The organism is Salinithrix halophila, assembly GCF_042650125.1.
In the GTDB taxonomy this organism is placed as follows: domain Bacteria; phylum Bacillota; class Bacilli; order Thermoactinomycetales; family DSM-45169; genus Salinithrix; species Salinithrix halophila.
This window is the reverse complement of sequence record NZ_JBHSAP010000018.1, coordinates 244429-261505: the sequence shown is the minus strand read 5'-3', so window position 1 is coordinate 261505 and position 17077 is coordinate 244429. Positions and strand designations below refer to the sequence as shown.

The following is a 17077-nucleotide window of genomic DNA, read 5'->3' as shown; positions in this document are numbered from 1 at the left end:
AAATGTGAATAGGTTCATTTTTGAACACATTCATGTTTCGGATAGGAAGGAGGATGTTCATGAGCTTGCGTGAGCAAAAAAAACAGTACAACCGGACAGCCATTCTAAATACCGCCGGACGCCTGTTTTTTGAACAAGGTTACACGAAAACCACCATGGCTGAGGTCGCCAAACAATCGGCAGTGGGAGTGGGAACCATCTACAACTATTTCCCCTCTAAATCGGATTTGCTCCTCAATCTTTTTGCGGCAGAGTCGGACCAATTGGCGTTGGAACCGGCATCCTTTTGCGCCCACGATTCCCCTGTTCAATGCATACAGGATTGGGTCAGGAGCATGGTGGACTTCTTCCGGCTGTACCCCAAAGCCTTTTGGCGGGAGGTGATGCAAGCCTTTGCAGACAATGTCGATGAAAACAGAGAATTGCGTAAGGGTCTGTTCCAATGGGACTATCAGTTTATTGACCAGACAGAGAAGCTAATCGCCACACTCCAAACGCAAAAGAAACTGGATACGGATTTCTCTGCCAAGGAAGCAGCAATCACCCTCTACAGCGTGCTAGCGTTCCAACTCCTGGCTTTTATCTACGAAGAAGTCATGACAGAAGAAGAGCTGGAAGCCCGTCTGGAACGACAAATATTATTTATCTTTTCCGAGAAAACACCCGCTACGGGAGAATGAAAGGGGAAACGCCCCATGCATGGGAGTTATGCACAGTCGACGGGAACAAAAGCGGTTTGGACCCTGTTTCACGGGATGGTTTTAGTTATCGTGGGATGGTTCTTGTTCGGAAACGGGCCAGAAAAGCTTTCTGCTTGGAGTGGATGGGAGTTCCATTCAGGGGATCTGACGAGAAATGCCATGCTGTTTGTTTGCTCTCTGGTGATCTTCCTTCGGATGAACATCACGGGGTTCATCTTTTTGAAGAGGGCATTCCCATGGAGCGAAGCCTTTATCGTGGGGATCTGGTTATGGATCATCCATCTGACCTACAACATCCTAGGAGGAACACAGACAGCAGCTGTCGGTTTTCCGGAATGGCTGGGGCTGGCCCTGTTCTTCCTTGGATCTTATTTGAACACCGGATCGGAATGGCAACGGCATCAGTTTAAAAAACGAGCGGGCAACAAAGGGAAATTGTTCACTCGGGGGCTGTTCCGATATAGCATGCACATCAACTATTTCGGGGATGTGATATGGGCAGCGGGTCTGGCCTTTATTACTCGAAGCCTTTGGGCTTGGACAATTCCGGCGATGATGTTTCTCATGTTTGCTTTTTATCTGATCCCCACCCTGGATCGTTATCTCAGCCATAGGTACGGCGAGCAGTTTGATCACTACTCCCGGAAAACCAAGAAGTTTATTCCTTTTGTTTATTAAATTCGCGAAAAATAGGAGCGGCGGGACGAATCAGTCCCGCCGCTCCTATTTAGGTTAATCCGGTCTACCCTGTTCCTGTGCTCCCTGGTAGAAGCCCTCGCTTCCGCAAGAAGTCAATCACCCGCTCCGCACTCTCCTCCGGGCTTTCCTCCGCTGTGTTCAAGGTGAGTTCAGGGTTCAAAGGCTCTTCATAGGGGTCGGTGATCCCTGTGAAACGGGGGATTTCTCCCTTGAGGGCCTTGGCGTAGAGACCTTTGACATCTCGCCGGATACACTCTTCCACCGGACACTTAACATAGATTTCGGCGAAGGAAGGAATCAACTGCCGGCAATAGTCCCGCATCTCCCTATACGGAGAGATTAAAGAGGCTAGTACAATCACCCCGTGGCGAGTGAGGAGCTCAGCCACGTAAGCTACCCGCTCAATGTTCGTGAAACGGTCCTTTCTAGAAAAACCCAGCCCTCGCGTAAGGTGGGTGCGTACCTGATCCCCGTCCAGGTTTTCCACCGGAAGACCCAACTTCTTCAGTTTTTGTTCCAACTGAAGCGCAATCGTCGTTTTTCCCGCTCCTGAAAGGCCGGTCAGCCACAACGTAATACCTTGCTTGTTCATCCTTTTCACCTCCGATCTTTTTTACGGTATGTCCACCAGGAACGTTCGGAAACATCCTTTGCCCACAGGGTGGCGGATTGGGTCAGACCGACGGCAAATCAGACGCCATACAGTCGAGGATCCTTTGAATCCGATGGAGGTAGCGGTGTTGCTTGCATGTTCTCCGATAAGCGAGGATTGCCTTTTGATAACGCTTTGCAGGACTCAATAGTGAAGCAGCCAGCAACTTTCTCAACTCTCTCTCGGTACGGTAGGAGACGACTTCCCCCCCAGGGTAGAGGGATGAAAGACCCTCACGGTAACTGGCCAGTTGAAAGGAACGGCAGGCGGCGATTTCAAATGTCCGGTTATTGGGAGTCTCCGCCTGTACACCGTCTCGGTTCTGATCGAGGTAAGGATCGTCTGGCGACCGGTGGATATTGAGAACCACCTGGGCGCCCCTATAGTAGTGGGCTGCCTCCTGGGGGGACACCCACTCCGAACGGAACGTACCAGATAATTTTTTGTAAGATCGGAGTCGCTCCCACCCCTGCCCCACGATCTTCGTTCGGCAGGAAGCCAAAATGGATGCCAGCCGGTCTACTTCCTCCAGACGATTTCGGAAAGCGGATCCCAGGATCAACACGTCGCTCCGATAGGCATCCTCTGGCTTTTTACGGAAAAAGAAAGGGTCGGGAGCGGCCAGGGGGAGATGGAAAACCTGATTGCAACCCGCCTTCCGGTATACGGGAACACAAGCGCTCTCCACAGTAAATACATAGTTAAAAAAGCGGCAGGTGGTTAGGGATTGGTCAACCGCATAGGGATCGTCGGTATACCAGATGGCACTGGGAATGTCTAAGGCTGCCATCGCATGTAAAGCATCGGTATCGAGACGACAACCAAGGGTGGTCAAAAGAAAGTCGGGGTGAAAGAGACGAACGGATTCCTCCAACCGCTGGGGAAATCGTTCACCCGGGACAACGACGCGGGTAGCCGTTCCTGCCTGCTCTATCGCTTGCTTGATCCACCGGTCGATAGATCCGAAAGGTTTTCTCACCGAACTCGGGACGAAAACGGCTCTCATAGACGGTACCTCCCCAAGGATTGTAAACATGTATCTATATATACGGACCTTAGGAAAAACCATGCGCCAAAGCCTTTTAAATCCATCGATTGCCCCGACACTCCCAAGCTTTGACAAGCATATGTTATCCTGATAAGGCTTCACGAGAGGTGAAGAAGTTGTTTCCAATACAACTGGGCCAGATGGCCTCACTGTTAGGTGGACGGCTCATCCGGGGCAACCCTCGGACGCCGGTCCGTCACACTGTATACGGCGGAACCCGTTATCTCCGGGACGGGGTCGTCCTGATCCTTCATCCGAAGCAGAACGTCCAACGTCAGCTAAAAGGCCTTTACGAGAAGAAAAGCGCAGGAGTCATCGTCCCCCAAGGGTGGCAGCACCGTATTCCCTCTTCCCATGCTGTAATCACCGTTCCTGATACCAACCAGGCGATGTGGACACTAGTTCGCTGGCAGCGTGCCAAATCCAAAGCCATTTTCATCGGGATCACCGGCAGCGCGGGGAAAACGACCACGAAAGAAATGACAGCCGTCATAGCAGCACAACGCTACCGCACCTTAAAGTCCTATGCAAATAACAACCTCGCCTCCCTCTTGCACTACCACTTGCTCCGGCTGACTCCCAGGCACCAGGTAGCTGTGCTGGAAATGGGAATGGCGAGCCTGGGCAATATCCGCAAACAATGTCTCTATGCCAAACCCTCGATCGGTGTCGTCACCAATGTGGGGGAAGCTCACGTCGGAAGCCTGGGGAGTTCTTTGGCCAATGTCGTTCGAGCCAAACAGGAGATGGTAGACGGCGTACAACCTGGAGGAACCTTGATCCTCAACGTCGATGACCCCGGTACCCGAAAATTGAACACTCGCCGTTTTCGCGGTCGCATTCTCACCTTTGGAATCAAACACCCTGCAACCGTTCGCGGCAGCCACATCCAGTATACGAAAGCTGGCATGACCTTCCGTGTCGGGGGCGCACTCTACCAAATCCCTACCTGGGGCCACCACAATGTCTACAATGCACTAGCAGCCATCACCATAGGGAGACAACTGGGCGTGTCTGTCCCTGCCATTCAACAGGCGCTTCGAACATTTCCCGTTCCCAAGATGAGGCTCCAACGACTGAGGGGACGGCGACAGTGGCTGCTGATCAACGATGCCTACAACGCCAATCCTACTTCCATGGAGGCTGGTCTGGGTGTTCTCCGGAGGGTGGCCGGAAAGGGCCATAGTGTGGCCGTTCTGGGTGACATGCACGAATTGGGGAAATTCACCCAAAAAGGACACCGGGATGTGGGACGTGTGGCTGCCAACCTCCGTCCTTCCCTTCTCATCACCGTCGGTCCCCAAGCCGCCCAGATTGCGAAGGCGGCGGTCACCGCAGGCTATCCCGCTAACCAAACCCGTTCCTTCGCCAACCACCCGGCGAAAATTGCAGCTTTTATCTACAAAAACGTCCCTGCAGGGTCGACGCTCTATTTCAAAGCTTCCCGCAAGGTAGAGTTGGAACGGGTGGTGAAACGGCTACGCTAAATGGCAAAAAGAAAAGCGCGGACACCCGCGCTTTTCTTTTTGCCTTTCTTGTCACCAGGGCCAAAGCAGTTCCTATAAAAAGTAAACCCTACTCAACAAGAACTCATCACTTGAAATCATCTCTTTTCAAAAGCCAATTTCATTCCTAGAGTTATCAATATAAATCCTGTTAATCGTTGAAACACGGAAAGAAACGATGACTTATTGAACCATGCTCGAATGTAATTAATCAAATTAACGTAGAAAAATAACCATATAAAGGTTATCAAAACCGGCGTTAATCCTATGATCATCATCTGCAATAAATTATGTTCATCGGGTATGATAAATTGCGGCAAAAATGACATAAAGAAAATAACGGCTTTAGGGTTGAATACATTGGAAAACATTCCTTGCAAGAAATAAGAACCTTTAGGTATTTTCTTCGAAGTGGTGGTATCCTGTGTTCCATTGGACTTTTTTGAGAAAAGTGTAAATATCCCCATCAAAATAAGGAATGCAGCTCCAGCATATTTAATGATTTTAAAAACAAAAATAGAGTTAGCAATAATAGCAGATAAACCAAGAACTGTAATTACTATATGAATTGCAACACCTCCACAAACACCCCCAACAGTTTTAAGACCGACTCCTTTCCCCTGAACGAGTGTATTTTTAGTGACTAATACTGTATCAGCACCAGGAGTAATGGTAATCAGTAAGGTTGTTATTATAAATAAATAATAATGATCCATCTTAGCCTTTCTCCCCTTTATACTTAATTACCCCCAATATTACCATAAAGACGCTCTGTTCGGAGTGATCCGCCTTAAACACGATTCGATATGTAATGTACCCGAAGATATCCGTATACCCGCTTCACATCGCCCTCTGATTGGAAGGTCACGATTGACTGCCTCCCATGAAACGAACTCCCTATCGTGGAACTGCTCCAATTCTTCCTTGTTATCATCGAAAAAACATTAACGGCGAAGTTTTTCGCGAGATAATCCCGCAACCCCGCCGTTATCGGAATCGCTTTTATAACAAGCCTCCGGGAGGCTCAGGAAGGTCCCATTTTCGAAGGAAATAGTGGCGGTTTTGTGCGAGGATCTTCAAGAACTCAGCCCGACCTCGTCTCCGAAAGCTGCGGCTTCCAAAATGGTGGACATAGGTATCCCCCGCGACAATTAACCGGTAGCCCGCTTTCCGAACCCGATAACTGTAGTCATCATCTTCATAAGTTCCCAGCCCGAATCGTTCATCCCACTCCCCGACCTCCTCCCAGATTCGCCGGGGAATAGCGAGACAAAAACCGGATAGACGCCGGGTTTCCCGCCACAGCCCAGGATTGTGGCGATTATGGAACTGCGAATAGCGGTGAATGGACGGGATTCGGGACAGGCGGACGGAAACTTTTTGTTCCGGGATCGCTTTATTGGAAACTGGGCCCGTCATCCCGATGGATACGTCAGAGCGGAGGACAGCCAGCAGGAGCTCCATCCAACGGCTGGAAACCAACGTGTCATTGTTGAGAAGCAGGAAATATTCCCCCTGCGCCTTCTTCATCCCTTGATTGACCGCTGCTGCAAACCCTCGGTTCACCGGGTTGCGAATCCAAGTCGAGCCGACCTCTTGCTTTACCCGTTTCCGAAGGAAACTCGTTGTGCCGTCTGTCGAGTCATTATCTACGAAAATCACTTCATGGGGGAGCGGCGTATAAGTTCGAATAGCAGCGAGACATTGACGGGTAAAGGCCAACTGGTTTCGTACCGGAATAATCACGCTGACCGTCGGTTTCATGTACCTCCCTTCCCTTCTGAAGTTTTCCATCGGGAACGGTGCCACTGGAAGATAAAGCGCCCGTTCAATCCCAGGCTGCGCCGAAGAGCCCCATTGCGCAGAAACAGGGAAATGGACTGCACCCATTGAGGGCCGGTTTCCTTCTTACTTAGAAGGAGCCCGGTGTGACCATGGAGCACCCATTCTCGCCGGTCCCCGGCATCGATGGCCAGAAGAGGAATCCCTGCAGCCATCGCTTCCAGAAGAAAAGGAGAAAAACACTGGTCTGTCGCTCCCCCGACAAATACGGCTTCTATTCCCGGCAACCATTCAAAGACCGATCGCATGGGTTCCAAGGAAAAAAGGAGTTCCGGAAACGCTCCTTTTTTGAGCCGGTTCATGATCCTGCGCAGGCGGAATGTTTCCAATGGGGTGAGAGATTCTTTGATGGCCAGGATGACCTTTCTCCCTCGCCAGTTCTTCTTTTCCCTGAGATCTCTGCGCATGGTGGCTCCGGCTGGTTGCCATCGGTGAGGCCGATCAGCTGGAAGGGGTTCCAGTAAAGCAATCTGGCCCGGGTGAAAGATGTCAACCCGTTCCAACTTTTCCTTCAGGTAGTAGGAAGGGACATGGATCCGTTCTGCCAATCGGGCTGCTCGACCCGGGTTACACGGGTGACGATCCAGATATAGATGGACTCGGCCGCGTAGCTCCTCACTCCCTAATGGAAAGGTATTCGGCTCTCCCACCCAGTGGAGACAAAGATCATCCCTTTGTGCCAAGTGTTCTGCAACCTTCTCTATAGCATCGGTGACGGTAGTCACCGATTGGGGGTGGTTTTCCAATGGAAACGGAGGATACAACAGCGGATCTTCCTTATCCGGCAACACCCAAAGGTCGGCCATAGGTTCCAGCCCCTTCTCTATCGATGGCGGGTTTCCCAATTAAACCCGATGGAAGGGTCGTCATAGGGGATCCGTTTTTCATCCGGGTGATCGGGGTTATAAGAACGGGTCGTCACATAGACAATCATGGCGGGTCGTTGCCCCAACACTCGGTAACCGTGAGCCACTCCTTTGGGAATCAGGAGGAGGGAAGGGTTTTCTTCTCCCATATAGTAAACCCCGGTCTTCCCCTGGCTCGGGGAGTCGCTCCGCAAATCGTGGAGGACCACTTGGGCATTTCCAACGGGAAAATACCAGAGATCATCCTGGTAATCGTGGTAATGGAACGCTTTGATCACCCCCGGGTAGGTGAGAGAAGCAGACAGCTGGCCAAAGCGCTCTAATAACGCTTCATCATCACGAAGCACTTCCATGAACGTTCCCCGATCATCACAATGCTTCACCAATTTTTTGAAAGTGACACCCTCAATCATGGGTGTTTTGCCTCCTTTCATCGAAAAAAGCATCTAATCCCTGTTTCCAGTGGGGAAGCGGTTCAATTCCGGCAGCCGGTAACCGCTCCGTCCGAAGAATGGAGACGGCAGGTCTCGGGGCTTTCCGATCAAGCTCGCAACTGGAAATCCGGGTTAATCGGTTGCGGGACCAATCGGCTCTTGCCAGGATCGCATCGGCAAATTCATACCACGAGCAGTCTCCCCCACCTGCTGTGTGGAGGATCCCCCGCAGAGGGCTAACCAGGAGTTCGGCAGTCTTCTCCGCCAGATGAACCGTATAGGTAGGAGACCCTCTTTGATCATGAACAACCCGGAGAGGCTCATTTCTCCGGGCTCGTTCTAAGATGGCACGGGGAAAATTATGTCCACCGTGACCATATACCCAGGCTGTCCGCAGGATCAGGTGGTCGGGACAAAGACGCTCCACCCAACGCTCTCCCATCCGTTTTGTCTTTCCATAGACATTGATCGGAAAAGGGATACTCCGTTCGGTATAACCTTCTTCCCGGTGGCCGTCGAACACATAATCCGTACTGATGTAGACCAGTCGGACCCCTTCAGCCCCACAGCCATCGGCCAACACCTTCGTCCCTTTCGTGTTGGTGAGATATGCCTTGCGTGGATGATCCTCACTGCCGTCCACATCGGTATATGCCGCGCAATGGATCACCGCATCGGGGCGTTCCTTTCGGAGGATCCAATGGGTTCGCAGATGGTCACAGATGTCCCATTCTTCCCTTGAAAAGCCCGTGACCCGGTGGTTACGGGCCAGCACCCGGAGCATATCCCGTCCTAACTGGCCGTTTGCTCCGGTGATCAGCACTTTCACAACGAAGTCCCCCCTGGCGGCTGGCCGAACCCTTGTTGCCAGTCGGTCTGCGCCTGATACCAACGGATGGTTTTCGATAATCCCTGTTCAAGAGAAACAACGGGCATCCATCCCAATTCTCTCCGTAACTTTTCCGTCTGAAGGGAATAACGGAAGTCGTGACCCGGTCGATCCGGGGCGGTTTGGATCAGGGTTGTCGGTTTCCCCAGCAGATCCAGAATCCGACCGGCGATCTCCCGGTTCGGGATCGTTTGTTCCGCCCCGATATGATACACCTCTCCCACCCTTCCATGCTCCCTTACCCGATCGACAGCAGCGCAATGATCCGTCACATACAACCAATCTCGCTCCTGCTGTCCGTCTCCATAGAGAGGGAGAGGGCGATCCCGGAGGGCATGGAAGATCATCTTCGGAATGAATTTCTCTGGATGTTGGTTGGGCCCGTAGTTGTTGGTACAGCGGGTGATAACTACCGGGAGGCCATACGTATTGGCATAGGCGAGACAAAGGAGATCAGAGCTGGCCTTACTTGCGGAGTAAGGGTTACCGGGTTTAAGAGAGGCTCCCTCCGCCGTCCTCCCCTGACAGATGCTCCCATAGACCTCGTCCGTGGAGATATGAATCATCCGTTTCACCGTTGAGGATTGCCGAATGGTTTCCAATAGCCGGTAGGTGCCGATCAGGTTGGACTGGATAAAGGGTTCCGCTCCTTGGATACTTCGGTCAACATGGCTTTCGGCGGCAAAGTGAACCACTTCGTTGATCCGGTGGGCAAAGAGTCTCTCCACTTCTTCTTGCCGGGAGAGATCGACCTGTTTGAAGCGATAACGAGAGTCCCCTGCCACATCATCCAGGTTTCGCAGGTTCGCCGAATAACGGAGAGCATCTGCATTTATCACCTGGATGTCCCTATGATGGGTAAGCAGGTAGCGGATATAGTGGCTACCGATAAAACCGGCTCCCCCTGTTACCAAGATCGTTCGACTCATGCCCCCTCCCCCGATCCAAAGGAAAACTTCAGCCGAGAGGCCAGGCGGTTGGCACGGAGAAGAGAGTCTGGTGTTCCGGCATCTGACCACCAACCTTTCAGGATATCGAAGGTGAGAAGGCTCCGGCGAATATATAGGTTATTGACGTCGGTAATCTCCAATTCTCCTCGCTCGGAAGGTTTCAGTTCCCGAATAAATGAAAAGACCTGCGGGTCAAACAGGTAGATCCCTGTTACACAATACGTGCTCTTTGGCTGGGAAGGCTTCTCTTCGATGCTGAGAATTCGATCTCCATCCACTTCGGCCACACCGAAACGCTCCGGGTTTTCGACCTCTTTAAGGAGCAATTTGGCCCCCTCCAGTTGATGGCGGAAGGAATCCACATAGGGGCGAAGATTGTCCTCAAATACGTTGTCTCCCAGGATGACCAGAACCCGCTCAGAACCCGCGTAATCAGCCGCAAGAGCAAGAGCCTGGGCGATCCCGCCGGGTTGATCCTGCACCTTGTATGTGAACCGGGCGGAAAAATGGGATCCGCTGCCTAAAAGCCGCACGATGTCCCCCATATGATCCATGCCGGTCACCACCAGAATGTCGCGGATTCCACATTCCGTCATTCGGAAAATCGCGTGATAGATCATGGGGTATTTCCCTACAGGAAGCAAATGTTTGTTCGTCACTTTTGTCAGAGGATACAGGCGGGATCCTGTTCCTCCGGCCAGGATGATCCCTTTCATCCCATCCTCTCCTTCCCGCCGATTGTCGGACAGTTGATACCATCCTATGTACGGCCCTTTTCATTGGCACGGAAGTGAGCGCCCAAATAGCGTTCTGGCCTATATATGATTTATAACACCCGATTTATTTTCCCTAAAGCCTTGACGGGGGGCTTACAGTCGAATAAGATGAGACTATAGCTGAATTGAATAGCTCTTTTCTTCCTTTAAAGGGGAGTAGCTGCTACAACAAAGTCGTCATTACGGGATCATTCCCCGGCTTTGTTGGCAACCATTGTGTTGTTAGCAAGACCTTTACCGTTATTTGGTGAAGGTCTTTTTATTGTTTCAAGGACAAACTACTGGACAAAGTGAGGTAACGAACATGGATTTTTTCTCGATTGAGTTCCTGCAAGCCCTTATCTCTATTATTATCATCGATTTGGTCCTTGCTGGAGACAACGCAATCGTCATTGGGCTGGCCGCTCGTAACCTGCCTAAGGATAAGCAAAAGTCAGTCATCATCTGGGGAACCGCGGGAGCGGTGATCATTCGGGTCATCGCCACCCTGGCCGTCGTCTGGCTGCTCAAAATTCCCGGACTCCTGCTGGCTGGCGGACTGCTGTTAATCTGGATCGCTTACAAGCTACTGATTGAAGAAAAAGACCATGAGGTTCAAGCAGCCGCAAGCATGTGGGGAGCGATTCAAACGATCATTATCGCCGATGCGGTGATGGGTTTGGACAACGTCCTAGCCATTGCCGGGGCCGCCCACAACAACTATGTTCTTGTCATCTTGGGGCTTTTGATCAGCGTTCCGATCGTCGTCTGGGGGAGTACGCTTATCCTAAAGTGGATCGAACGCTTTCCTGTCATCGTCTATATCGGTTCCGGGGTCCTCGCCTATACGGCTGCTAAAATGGTCACCGAGGATAACTTCGTCAAGGCGTTCTTCCATGAAGAGCCCATCCTCAAATGGGCCGTCATCCTGGTCATCACCGTCGGCGTCATCCTTGCTGGACGTTATACGAAAAGAAAACAGGCAGCGCGCCACACATAAGAAAAAGAACGCCTTCGCTAGCCGGAGGCGTTCTTTTTTCGTTTCCTTCTGCCCGTTTTCAGGAGGAAAATGGGCGTTTCTCCTGTCCCGTGGGATTCCGTTACGGAATACGGTGAAATGAATAAGTGCCTGAAGGCGGGGTACGAATTCGGAGATGATGAACACCTACAGAGGAGGCGGTTTCCACGAAGTCCGTCACCCTTAGCGAAATGGCCCGTATCACCGGCGGAACCCTGGTTCGGGGGGAACCCGAACGCGTATTACAGTCGGTCAATCCGGGATATTGGCAATCGATTTGCCACAACCAACTATTCTTGGTCAATCGTTTGGTTTCTTGGAACAAACAGATGGAAGCGTTGAAAAATAATCCACCTGCGGCGATCATTCTACCAAACGAGCTTCCGCTTCCTCCCCTTCCTACCAGAGTAGCCGTCATCCGGGTCCCGCGTGCTTCCTCAGCCGTTTGGCGTCTAGCCCTGTGGAACTGGAAACAGATGAAGGTACCCGTCATCGGCATTACCGGGAGTACAGGCAAGAGTACGACCACCACAATGGTCGATGCGATCCTGAAGCAGACCCACCGGGTCGTCCGAACGCACGGGAATCTCAACACCTTCTTTTATTTGCCCACTTACCTTTTGCGCCTATCCCCGGCAGACGATATCCTCCTATTGGAAATGGGCATGAGCTCCCTTCATAACATTGCCCGGCAATGTCAAGTTGTTCGTCCCCATGTGGGTGTTGTGACCAACGTGGGAGAAGCCCATGTCGGCAGTTTAGGCGGCTTGGATCAAGTTGTCCGGGCCAAACAGGAGATGATCGACGGAGTCCGCCCAGGTGGTATCCTTTTTCTGAACGCCGACTGCTCCCGGTCCCAGCAATTGTCCACACGCCATTTTCAGGGTACGATCTGTAAGTTTGGAATCGACCAACCGGCCGATATCCAGGGAGAGGAACTGCAATATACGAAAGAAGGGATGCGTTTTTACGCTCGGGTGGAAGGCCGGAGACTTCCTTTCCGGATCCCGCTCTTTGGGGAGCACAATGTATCCAATGCCTTGGCGGCAATCGGTGTCGTCCGCTCCTTGGGCGTACCATTTCCCGCCATCCAACGGGGCCTTGCCCGGATGCGTCCCCTCCATATGCGCTTTCAGGTCATTCAAGGTAGACAGCGACGCACCTTGATCAATGACGCCTGGAATGCCAGCCCCTCAGCGATGCAGGAGGGTCTTAGCGTATTAAAAAAGATAGCCGGTAACCAGCCCGCAATCGCAGTTCTCGGGGATATGCATGAGTTGGGCCAATACAGCCGTTTTGCCCATACCCAGATCGGTAAACAGGCGGCTTCCCTTAATCTTGATGGGTTAATCACCTTTGGCTCCCAAGCTAAAGCGATCGCCTCTGCAGCCATCGCCAATGGGTTGGATTCCCGACAAGTCACCCACTTCACCAACCGTAGAGCCCTGATTCGTTTCCTTTCCCAGGCACCGGAAAATGCGATTCTCTATTTCAAAGCCTCGCGAAAGTTACATTTTGAGCGTATTGTCCAACGGTTAACATAACCCTTGAGAACTCCCGAGGGGGAGAAACAGGATTCCTAAATAATCCTGTGCTTTTCTTTGAATATAGTCTATATGGCAAACTAGTTTATAGTATATCCGCAACAGATAATCTCCTGACTCATACAATGACTCCGTGGGATAATGCTCTTGTTTTTGGGGGGAAGTATGTTGTTCGGAATGATTCTGTGCCATGAAGGATCGATGAGCCAACTTCAGCAAGTCTTATTCTCGCATAGGGCGACCATGACGAAATCAGGGATCATTCCCGGACACTTTCTTTTAAGCGAACAACCGGACAGCCACTTTCCGCAAAAATACCAGGGATGGATCGAGGGAATTCAGTGGATTACCGTTTCCGACAATGACTGGGGGAGCGCTATGAACCAAGCCACCCACAAATTGACACAACCATGGATCGGTTCTTTTTGGACGACCCGATATGGGTCTGTCCCCCTCTCCACTTCCCTCAAAAAGTTTGACCAGTTTATACGAGAGAACCCGGCCATCAACGGAATCCGTGTTGAAGACCGGAGGGGGCATCTCTGCTTCTATGGTTGGAACCGCGACCGTCTTATCGATCGAGGCGGGTGGCCGGTGAAAAAACAATGGCCTTTTCCCGAAGCAGCAGAAGACTATGTATGGTCCAGATTCCCGGCTCCGGAAAAAGGGCGGGTCATTCTGGACATCGACCTTCCTGTCAAGAAAACAACCCTCTGGCACCAACAAAAGCAAGCATGGCTAAATCGTTTTTTGGAGGCAATCCACCGGGCGGACACCTCCCGCCCATTGCTGGCCGGAAGGCCTGCTGTCTCGGTGTTAATTGCCGTTTACAACGGAGCAGAAACGATTCCCTGGACACTGACGACGGTTCTTTACCAAACCTGTGCCGATTTCGAAATCATCATTGTCGACGATGGCTCGACGGATGAAACAAAAAAAGAAATCCGTAAGTTCAGCGACCCGAGGATCCAGTTGATCTCCCTCCCGCACAATCGAGGAAAAGTGCATGCACTGAATGAGGGCCTGCGAGTAGCACGGGGAGACTGGTTATTTGAACTGGACGCCGATGATTGGCTCGGGCCGAGAGCTCTGGAATGGGCCGTTCGATCCTTCAAAGGTTTACCGGAAGACGTGGCTCTCCTCTACGGGGATCGAGCCTACTGGCATCAGAATCCATCCGGGAAGCTAGACCTTCGCCATCAACGAGAAGGGCACTCCATCCATTCGTTGTCCCACTATTTGAATGACTTGACTCCTGTCGGCCCAAGGATCTACCGACGGGAAACTCTCCTGCAAATCGGTGGGTGGCCGGTAGACCCGATTCACAGTGGGAGGTTATACGAAGATATCCGGCTGGTGGCGAAATTGCTGGAAACCCATCGAATCCGCTATATCCCCGGCTTTCATTATCATGTCCGCCTCCACCCCGACAGTATCACCAAACGAAATGCGGAACACTACTTCTCATGGAGAGACTGGCTCCTCAAACGCTACCGGATCAAAAAACCTAAACTAGAATCCGAATAAACCCGATCATATTGATGTTAATAGTTACTACCGTCGGAGGATATCCGGGAGGGGCACTGGTTTCAACATCAATAGTAGTCGCGGTCACAGCGACCAACTTTCCCGTCACCATGCCGGCGGCAGTCATGACTTGTACCTGTGAGCCGATAAACGCTCGTAACCGTTGAGAGAGTGTCATACATCCACCTCCTTTTGATCAGACAGGGTTGATGAAGACGAAATTTTCAAACGGAATTAACACGATATTTCCCGAAGGCTCTCGGATTTCAGCAAAATCTTCTCCGACACTGACTAGTTCCCCTTGTACGGTACCGAATGCCGTAGTGATTTCCACATTCTGCCCGACAAACTCCTGCAATTGAGCGGCCAACTGACGATCCTCTTTCGTCAACAGGAGCTGAACTCTTTGCATGATGACCCTGAACAACCGTCGGTGATTGTTTCGGATCACCCGATATAACCGCTGGTTGTTTCGTGCGATCAAAATGCGGACCCATCTTAGAATCCTTTCGAAAAAGCTTCCGTGGGACTGGACCGTTATATTGTTCACCTGGGGATCAGACATTTTCGCACCACCTCTCCTTTCTTTGCTTAGAGGTATGTTGAGTGAAAAACAATGGTGTAGGTATAACCACCAAAGGATTCGCCTCTTTTCATGCTATGGGGACTGGCGCTCACTGTGGATCATCTTCAAGGCGGCCACGATGTTTTGCTGATAAGCCAGCAGCGTTAATCTTTTGGCAGACCGAAAACCACCTTGGACTAACCTCCCGGCTAGGCTCGGGTTTGTCAGAACCGAACGGATGCCTACAGCAATGGCTTGAGGATCTTTTGGAGGAACCACATAGGCACTTTCCAAATGACTGCAAAAGTCCATCACACCCCCGGAATTAGTGGTAACGACAGGCGTTCCGCAAGCCATCGCTTCCAAGGGAGGCAACCCGAACCCTTCCACCCAGGAAGTGGAGACAAATACATCCGCTGATCGATACAAGTCGGCCATTTCCTGGTCATCAGAGGGTTGGAAGGTCCGGTGGGGAAGGTCCGGAAGCGGCAACACCCTCTCCGTGCAGACCATGTGAATGATGAAATCCCCGTTGTACATCTGCTTGAACAAATGCATACTCTTTACAAAATCGTCGTACCCCTTTAGTGCATAACCGACATTCGGATCACGAGCAATATAAAGAATCACTTTGGGGCGGGATGGCGACTCTTTCATATTATGTGAAGCTGGATGAAAGATTTGCGGGTCAATTCCCGGATTGACAACCGTCGTCCGTTGCCCGACATGGCGAAAGATCTGCTCATCCAGCCAATGGGAGATGCTGATGACAGGGACCCCATGCGAGTAAGTCCAAAGAGCATATTCCCGCTCCACGCCGCTGAGCCAGGAGGGTTCAAACCCTTGACACAGGCGGACACACTGTTCCGGCCAAGCCTCATAGGCTGCCTGATATGTGATATAGAAATTAGGAAGAATGACGTCCCCATAGGGGATGTTTTCTTTTTTTAACTCGGGCACCCGTGTAATTTTTGCGTGAACCCGATAAACCACCGGAGCCCAGTCCGGAAGAATGACCTCTGTTTCATGACCCCTGGTTACCAGAGCGTTGGCAATCTCAACCAGGAAACGGCATCCCCCGCCTCTCTCCAAAGATGCCACCGGAATGACAACTTTCATAAGTTTCCCCTCCCCAAATTTCTCCTTTATTATACAAATCCGCTTTTTTAACGATTCTGTCATTCGCCTGGAAAAAGAAATTTGTGCACCTACATATTTTGATAGATCTAGATGAATGGTCCATACACGTCCTTATCCGAATGCATACATTGCTTAACAAACGCCGGGGGCACCCCTGTCCCTCAGGCAAAGGAGGTGTATCGGCGATGGATGCCGTGATTGTAACCGGCGGCTTGGGTACCCGGATGGCGCCGTACACCAAGGTACTGCCCAAAGGACTCCTTCCCATCAGTGGACAGCCGATTCTAGAAATCATCGTTAAGCAACTGGAGCATTATGGGTTCCGTCATATCACCATGCTATGCGGCTATTTAGCCCCCCTGATTCAGACCTACTTCGGTGATGGAAGTCAGTGGAATGTCTCTATTCAGTACCGGGTGGAAAAGAAACCCCTTGGAACAGTCGGCCCTTTGAAAGAATTGTCACATCTGAAACAACCGTTCCTGGTGATGAACTGTGACGTATTAACCAGCCTAAATTTGAAAGAACTGCGGGATTTTCATTGCCAGGGCGACAGTTTGTTAACCGTGGCCTCTCAGAACAAAAACATCCCGATCGATTTGGGTGTCTTAGAGACCGACAAAGATCGGGTGACTGCCTTCCTTGAAAAGCCCCACCACCCTGCTCTCGTCAACATGGGAATTTATATGATGAATCCTGGGGTGATGAGCTATATCCCCGGCCAGCAGGCTTTCGATGTACCGGACTTAATCCGATCCTTATTAAAGGACGGCAAAAAGGTACGTCATTATCAGAATGATGCATTCTGGGTCGATATCGGGCGGCCGAAAGACTTCGAACAAGCGAACGAAACCTATCTTCACATGGCTAACCAGCTTTTGCCTGGTGAAGATACCTGATCCGGTTCCTCCAACCGGATCCATTCTTTGGAAGGAGGGCAGC

Annotated in this window: 19 protein-coding genes; 7 read left to right on the top strand and 12 right to left on the bottom strand. The window is 51.3% G+C overall.

Features of this window, described 5'->3' with window-relative positions; translation table 11 throughout:
• Nucleotides 1-59: 59 nt before the first annotated feature.
• On the top strand, nucleotides 60-680 hold the full coding sequence (locus ACFOUO_RS14240; protein WP_380705813.1) for a TetR/AcrR family transcriptional regulator: 621 nt from the start codon (nucleotides 60-62) through the stop codon (nucleotides 678-680).
• Nucleotides 681-695: 15 nt separating this feature from the next.
• A complete protein-coding gene (locus ACFOUO_RS14235; RefSeq protein ID WP_380705812.1) occupies nucleotides 696-1379 on the top strand; it encodes a DUF1295 domain-containing protein in 684 nt (227 codons plus the stop codon).
• Between the two features lie 64 nt (nucleotides 1380-1443).
• Here the strand turns inward: ACFOUO_RS14235 and cysC are convergent, their stop codons facing one another.
• Together cysC and ACFOUO_RS14225 are read right to left on the bottom strand one after the other, a co-directional pair.
• Nucleotides 1444-1992 carry an adenylyl-sulfate kinase gene (gene cysC, locus ACFOUO_RS14230; protein ID WP_380705811.1) on the bottom strand — a complete coding sequence of 183 codons (549 nt, stop codon included), beginning with the start codon at nucleotides 1990-1992 and terminating at the stop codon, nucleotides 1444-1446.
• A gap of 82 nt (nucleotides 1993-2074) precedes the next feature.
• Complete coding sequence (locus ACFOUO_RS14225) at nucleotides 2075-3058, bottom strand: CgeB family protein (protein WP_380705810.1); 984 nt, start codon at nucleotides 3056-3058, stop codon at nucleotides 2075-2077.
• A gap of 158 nt (nucleotides 3059-3216) precedes the next feature.
• Here ACFOUO_RS14225 and ACFOUO_RS14220 point away from each other — a divergent pair, with 158 nt between their 5' ends.
• The gene (locus ACFOUO_RS14220; protein ID WP_380705809.1) at nucleotides 3217-4587 is read left to right on the top strand and encodes a UDP-N-acetylmuramoyl-tripeptide--D-alanyl-D-alanine ligase; all 1371 of its coding nucleotides are present in this window, start codon (nucleotides 3217-3219) and stop codon (nucleotides 4585-4587) included.
• A gap of 116 nt (nucleotides 4588-4703) precedes the next feature.
• Here the strand turns inward: ACFOUO_RS14220 and ACFOUO_RS14215 are convergent, their stop codons facing one another.
• The 7 genes from ACFOUO_RS14215 to ACFOUO_RS14185 form a co-directional block, all read right to left on the bottom strand.
• Complete coding sequence (locus ACFOUO_RS14215; protein ID WP_380705808.1) at nucleotides 4704-5321, bottom strand: LysE family translocator; 618 nt, start codon at nucleotides 5319-5321, stop codon at nucleotides 4704-4706.
• Nucleotides 5322-5607: 286 nt separating this feature from the next.
• The gene (locus ACFOUO_RS14210; protein WP_380705807.1) at nucleotides 5608-6369 is read right to left on the bottom strand and encodes a glycosyltransferase family 2 protein; all 762 of its coding nucleotides are present in this window, start codon (nucleotides 6367-6369) and stop codon (nucleotides 5608-5610) included.
• On the bottom strand, nucleotides 6366-7253 hold the full coding sequence (locus tag ACFOUO_RS14205) for a glycosyltransferase (RefSeq protein ID WP_380705806.1): 888 nt from the start codon (nucleotides 7251-7253) through the stop codon (nucleotides 6366-6368). The genes ACFOUO_RS14210 and ACFOUO_RS14205 overlap by 4 nt, the downstream gene beginning before the upstream one ends.
• Nucleotides 7254-7270: 17 nt before the next feature.
• Nucleotides 7271-7726 (bottom strand): dTDP-4-dehydrorhamnose 3,5-epimerase family protein, encoded by a 456-nt coding sequence (locus tag ACFOUO_RS14200; RefSeq protein ID WP_380705805.1) that lies wholly within the window; start codon nucleotides 7724-7726, stop codon nucleotides 7271-7273.
• Nucleotides 7719-8576, bottom strand: coding sequence for a dTDP-4-dehydrorhamnose reductase (gene rfbD / locus ACFOUO_RS14195; RefSeq protein WP_380705804.1), 858 nt, complete (start codon nucleotides 8574-8576; stop codon nucleotides 7719-7721). The genes ACFOUO_RS14200 and rfbD overlap by 8 nt, the downstream gene beginning before the upstream one ends.
• Nucleotides 8573-9565, bottom strand: a complete 993-nt coding sequence (gene rfbB, locus ACFOUO_RS14190) for a dTDP-glucose 4,6-dehydratase (protein WP_380705803.1) — start codon at nucleotides 9563-9565, stop codon at nucleotides 8573-8575. The genes rfbD and rfbB overlap by 4 nt, the downstream gene beginning before the upstream one ends.
• A complete protein-coding gene (locus tag ACFOUO_RS14185; protein WP_380705802.1) occupies nucleotides 9562-10302 on the bottom strand; it encodes a sugar phosphate nucleotidyltransferase in 741 nt (246 codons plus the stop codon). The genes rfbB and ACFOUO_RS14185 overlap by 4 nt, the downstream gene beginning before the upstream one ends.
• Before the next feature lie 364 nt (nucleotides 10303-10666).
• Here ACFOUO_RS14185 and ACFOUO_RS14180 point away from each other — a divergent pair, with 364 nt between their 5' ends.
• From ACFOUO_RS14180 to ACFOUO_RS14170, 3 genes are all read left to right on the top strand, one after another.
• Entirely contained in the window at nucleotides 10667-11341 is a 675-nt protein-coding gene (locus ACFOUO_RS14180) for a TerC family protein (RefSeq protein ID WP_380705801.1), read from the top strand.
• A 347-nt stretch (nucleotides 11342-11688) separates the two neighbouring features.
• The gene (locus ACFOUO_RS14175) at nucleotides 11689-12903 is read left to right on the top strand and encodes a UDP-N-acetylmuramoyl-tripeptide--D-alanyl-D-alanine ligase (RefSeq protein WP_380705800.1); all 1215 of its coding nucleotides are present in this window, start codon (nucleotides 11689-11691) and stop codon (nucleotides 12901-12903) included.
• 177 nt (nucleotides 12904-13080) lie between these two features.
• The gene (locus ACFOUO_RS14170) at nucleotides 13081-14430 is read left to right on the top strand and encodes a glycosyltransferase family 2 protein (RefSeq protein WP_380706258.1); all 1350 of its coding nucleotides are present in this window, start codon (nucleotides 13081-13083) and stop codon (nucleotides 14428-14430) included.
• Here ACFOUO_RS14170 and ACFOUO_RS14165 read toward each other — a convergent pair.
• The 3 genes from ACFOUO_RS14165 to ACFOUO_RS14155 form a co-directional block, all read right to left on the bottom strand.
• A complete protein-coding gene (locus ACFOUO_RS14165) occupies nucleotides 14411-14608 on the bottom strand; it encodes a hypothetical protein (RefSeq protein WP_380705799.1) in 198 nt (65 codons plus the stop codon). The genes ACFOUO_RS14170 and ACFOUO_RS14165 overlap by 20 nt on opposite strands.
• Nucleotides 14609-14626: 18 nt before the next feature.
• Nucleotides 14627-14995: a hypothetical protein gene (locus ACFOUO_RS14160; RefSeq protein ID WP_380705798.1), complete on the bottom strand. Its 369-nt coding sequence runs from the start codon at nucleotides 14993-14995 to the stop codon at nucleotides 14627-14629.
• Between the two features lie 93 nt (nucleotides 14996-15088).
• Nucleotides 15089-16114, bottom strand: coding sequence for a glycosyltransferase family 4 protein (locus ACFOUO_RS14155; RefSeq protein WP_380705797.1), 1026 nt, complete (start codon nucleotides 16112-16114; stop codon nucleotides 15089-15091).
• Between the two features lie 206 nt (nucleotides 16115-16320).
• Between ACFOUO_RS14155 and ACFOUO_RS14150 the strand changes: the two genes are divergently transcribed.
• Nucleotides 16321-17034 (top strand): sugar phosphate nucleotidyltransferase, encoded by a 714-nt coding sequence (locus tag ACFOUO_RS14150; protein ID WP_380705796.1) that lies wholly within the window; start codon nucleotides 16321-16323, stop codon nucleotides 17032-17034.
• Nucleotides 17035-17077 lie beyond the last annotated feature (43 nt).

Excerpts from the sequence above, each read along its gene's own strand:
- ACFOUO_RS14240 (WP_380705813.1), top strand. The coding sequence starts at position 60 with ATGAGCTTGCGTGAGCAAAAAAAACAGTACAACCGGACAGCCATTCTA.
- ACFOUO_RS14235 (WP_380705812.1), top strand. The coding sequence starts at position 696 with ATGCATGGGAGTTATGCACAGTCGACGGGAACAAAAGCGGTTTGGACC.
- cysC (WP_380705811.1), bottom strand. The coding sequence starts at position 1,992 with ATGAACAAGCAAGGTATTACGTTGTGGCTGACCGGCCTTTCAGGAGCG.
- ACFOUO_RS14225 (WP_380705810.1), bottom strand. The coding sequence starts at position 3,058 with ATGAGAGCCGTTTTCGTCCCGAGTTCGGTGAGAAAACCTTTCGGATCT.
- ACFOUO_RS14215 (WP_380705808.1), bottom strand. The coding sequence starts at position 5,321 with ATGGATCATTATTATTTATTTATAATAACAACCTTACTGATTACCATT.
- ACFOUO_RS14210 (WP_380705807.1), bottom strand. The coding sequence starts at position 6,369 with ATGAAACCGACGGTCAGCGTGATTATTCCGGTACGAAACCAGTTGGCC.
- ACFOUO_RS14205 (WP_380705806.1), bottom strand. The coding sequence starts at position 7,253 with ATGGCCGACCTTTGGGTGTTGCCGGATAAGGAAGATCCGCTGTTGTAT.
- ACFOUO_RS14200 (WP_380705805.1), bottom strand. The coding sequence starts at position 7,726 with ATGATTGAGGGTGTCACTTTCAAAAAATTGGTGAAGCATTGTGATGAT.
- rfbB (WP_380705803.1), bottom strand. The coding sequence starts at position 9,565 with ATGAGTCGAACGATCTTGGTAACAGGGGGAGCCGGTTTTATCGGTAGC.
- ACFOUO_RS14185 (WP_380705802.1), bottom strand. The coding sequence starts at position 10,302 with ATGAAAGGGATCATCCTGGCCGGAGGAACAGGATCCCGCCTGTATCCT.
- ACFOUO_RS14180 (WP_380705801.1), top strand. The coding sequence starts at position 10,667 with ATGGATTTTTTCTCGATTGAGTTCCTGCAAGCCCTTATCTCTATTATT.
- ACFOUO_RS14175 (WP_380705800.1), top strand. The coding sequence starts at position 11,689 with ATGGAAGCGTTGAAAAATAATCCACCTGCGGCGATCATTCTACCAAAC.
- ACFOUO_RS14170 (WP_380706258.1), top strand. The coding sequence starts at position 13,081 with ATGATTCTGTGCCATGAAGGATCGATGAGCCAACTTCAGCAAGTCTTA.
- ACFOUO_RS14165 (WP_380705799.1), bottom strand. The coding sequence starts at position 14,608 with ATGACACTCTCTCAACGGTTACGAGCGTTTATCGGCTCACAGGTACAA.
- ACFOUO_RS14160 (WP_380705798.1), bottom strand. The coding sequence starts at position 14,995 with ATGTCTGATCCCCAGGTGAACAATATAACGGTCCAGTCCCACGGAAGC.
- ACFOUO_RS14155 (WP_380705797.1), bottom strand. The coding sequence starts at position 16,114 with ATGAAAGTTGTCATTCCGGTGGCATCTTTGGAGAGAGGCGGGGGATGC.
- ACFOUO_RS14150 (WP_380705796.1), top strand. The coding sequence starts at position 16,321 with ATGGATGCCGTGATTGTAACCGGCGGCTTGGGTACCCGGATGGCGCCG.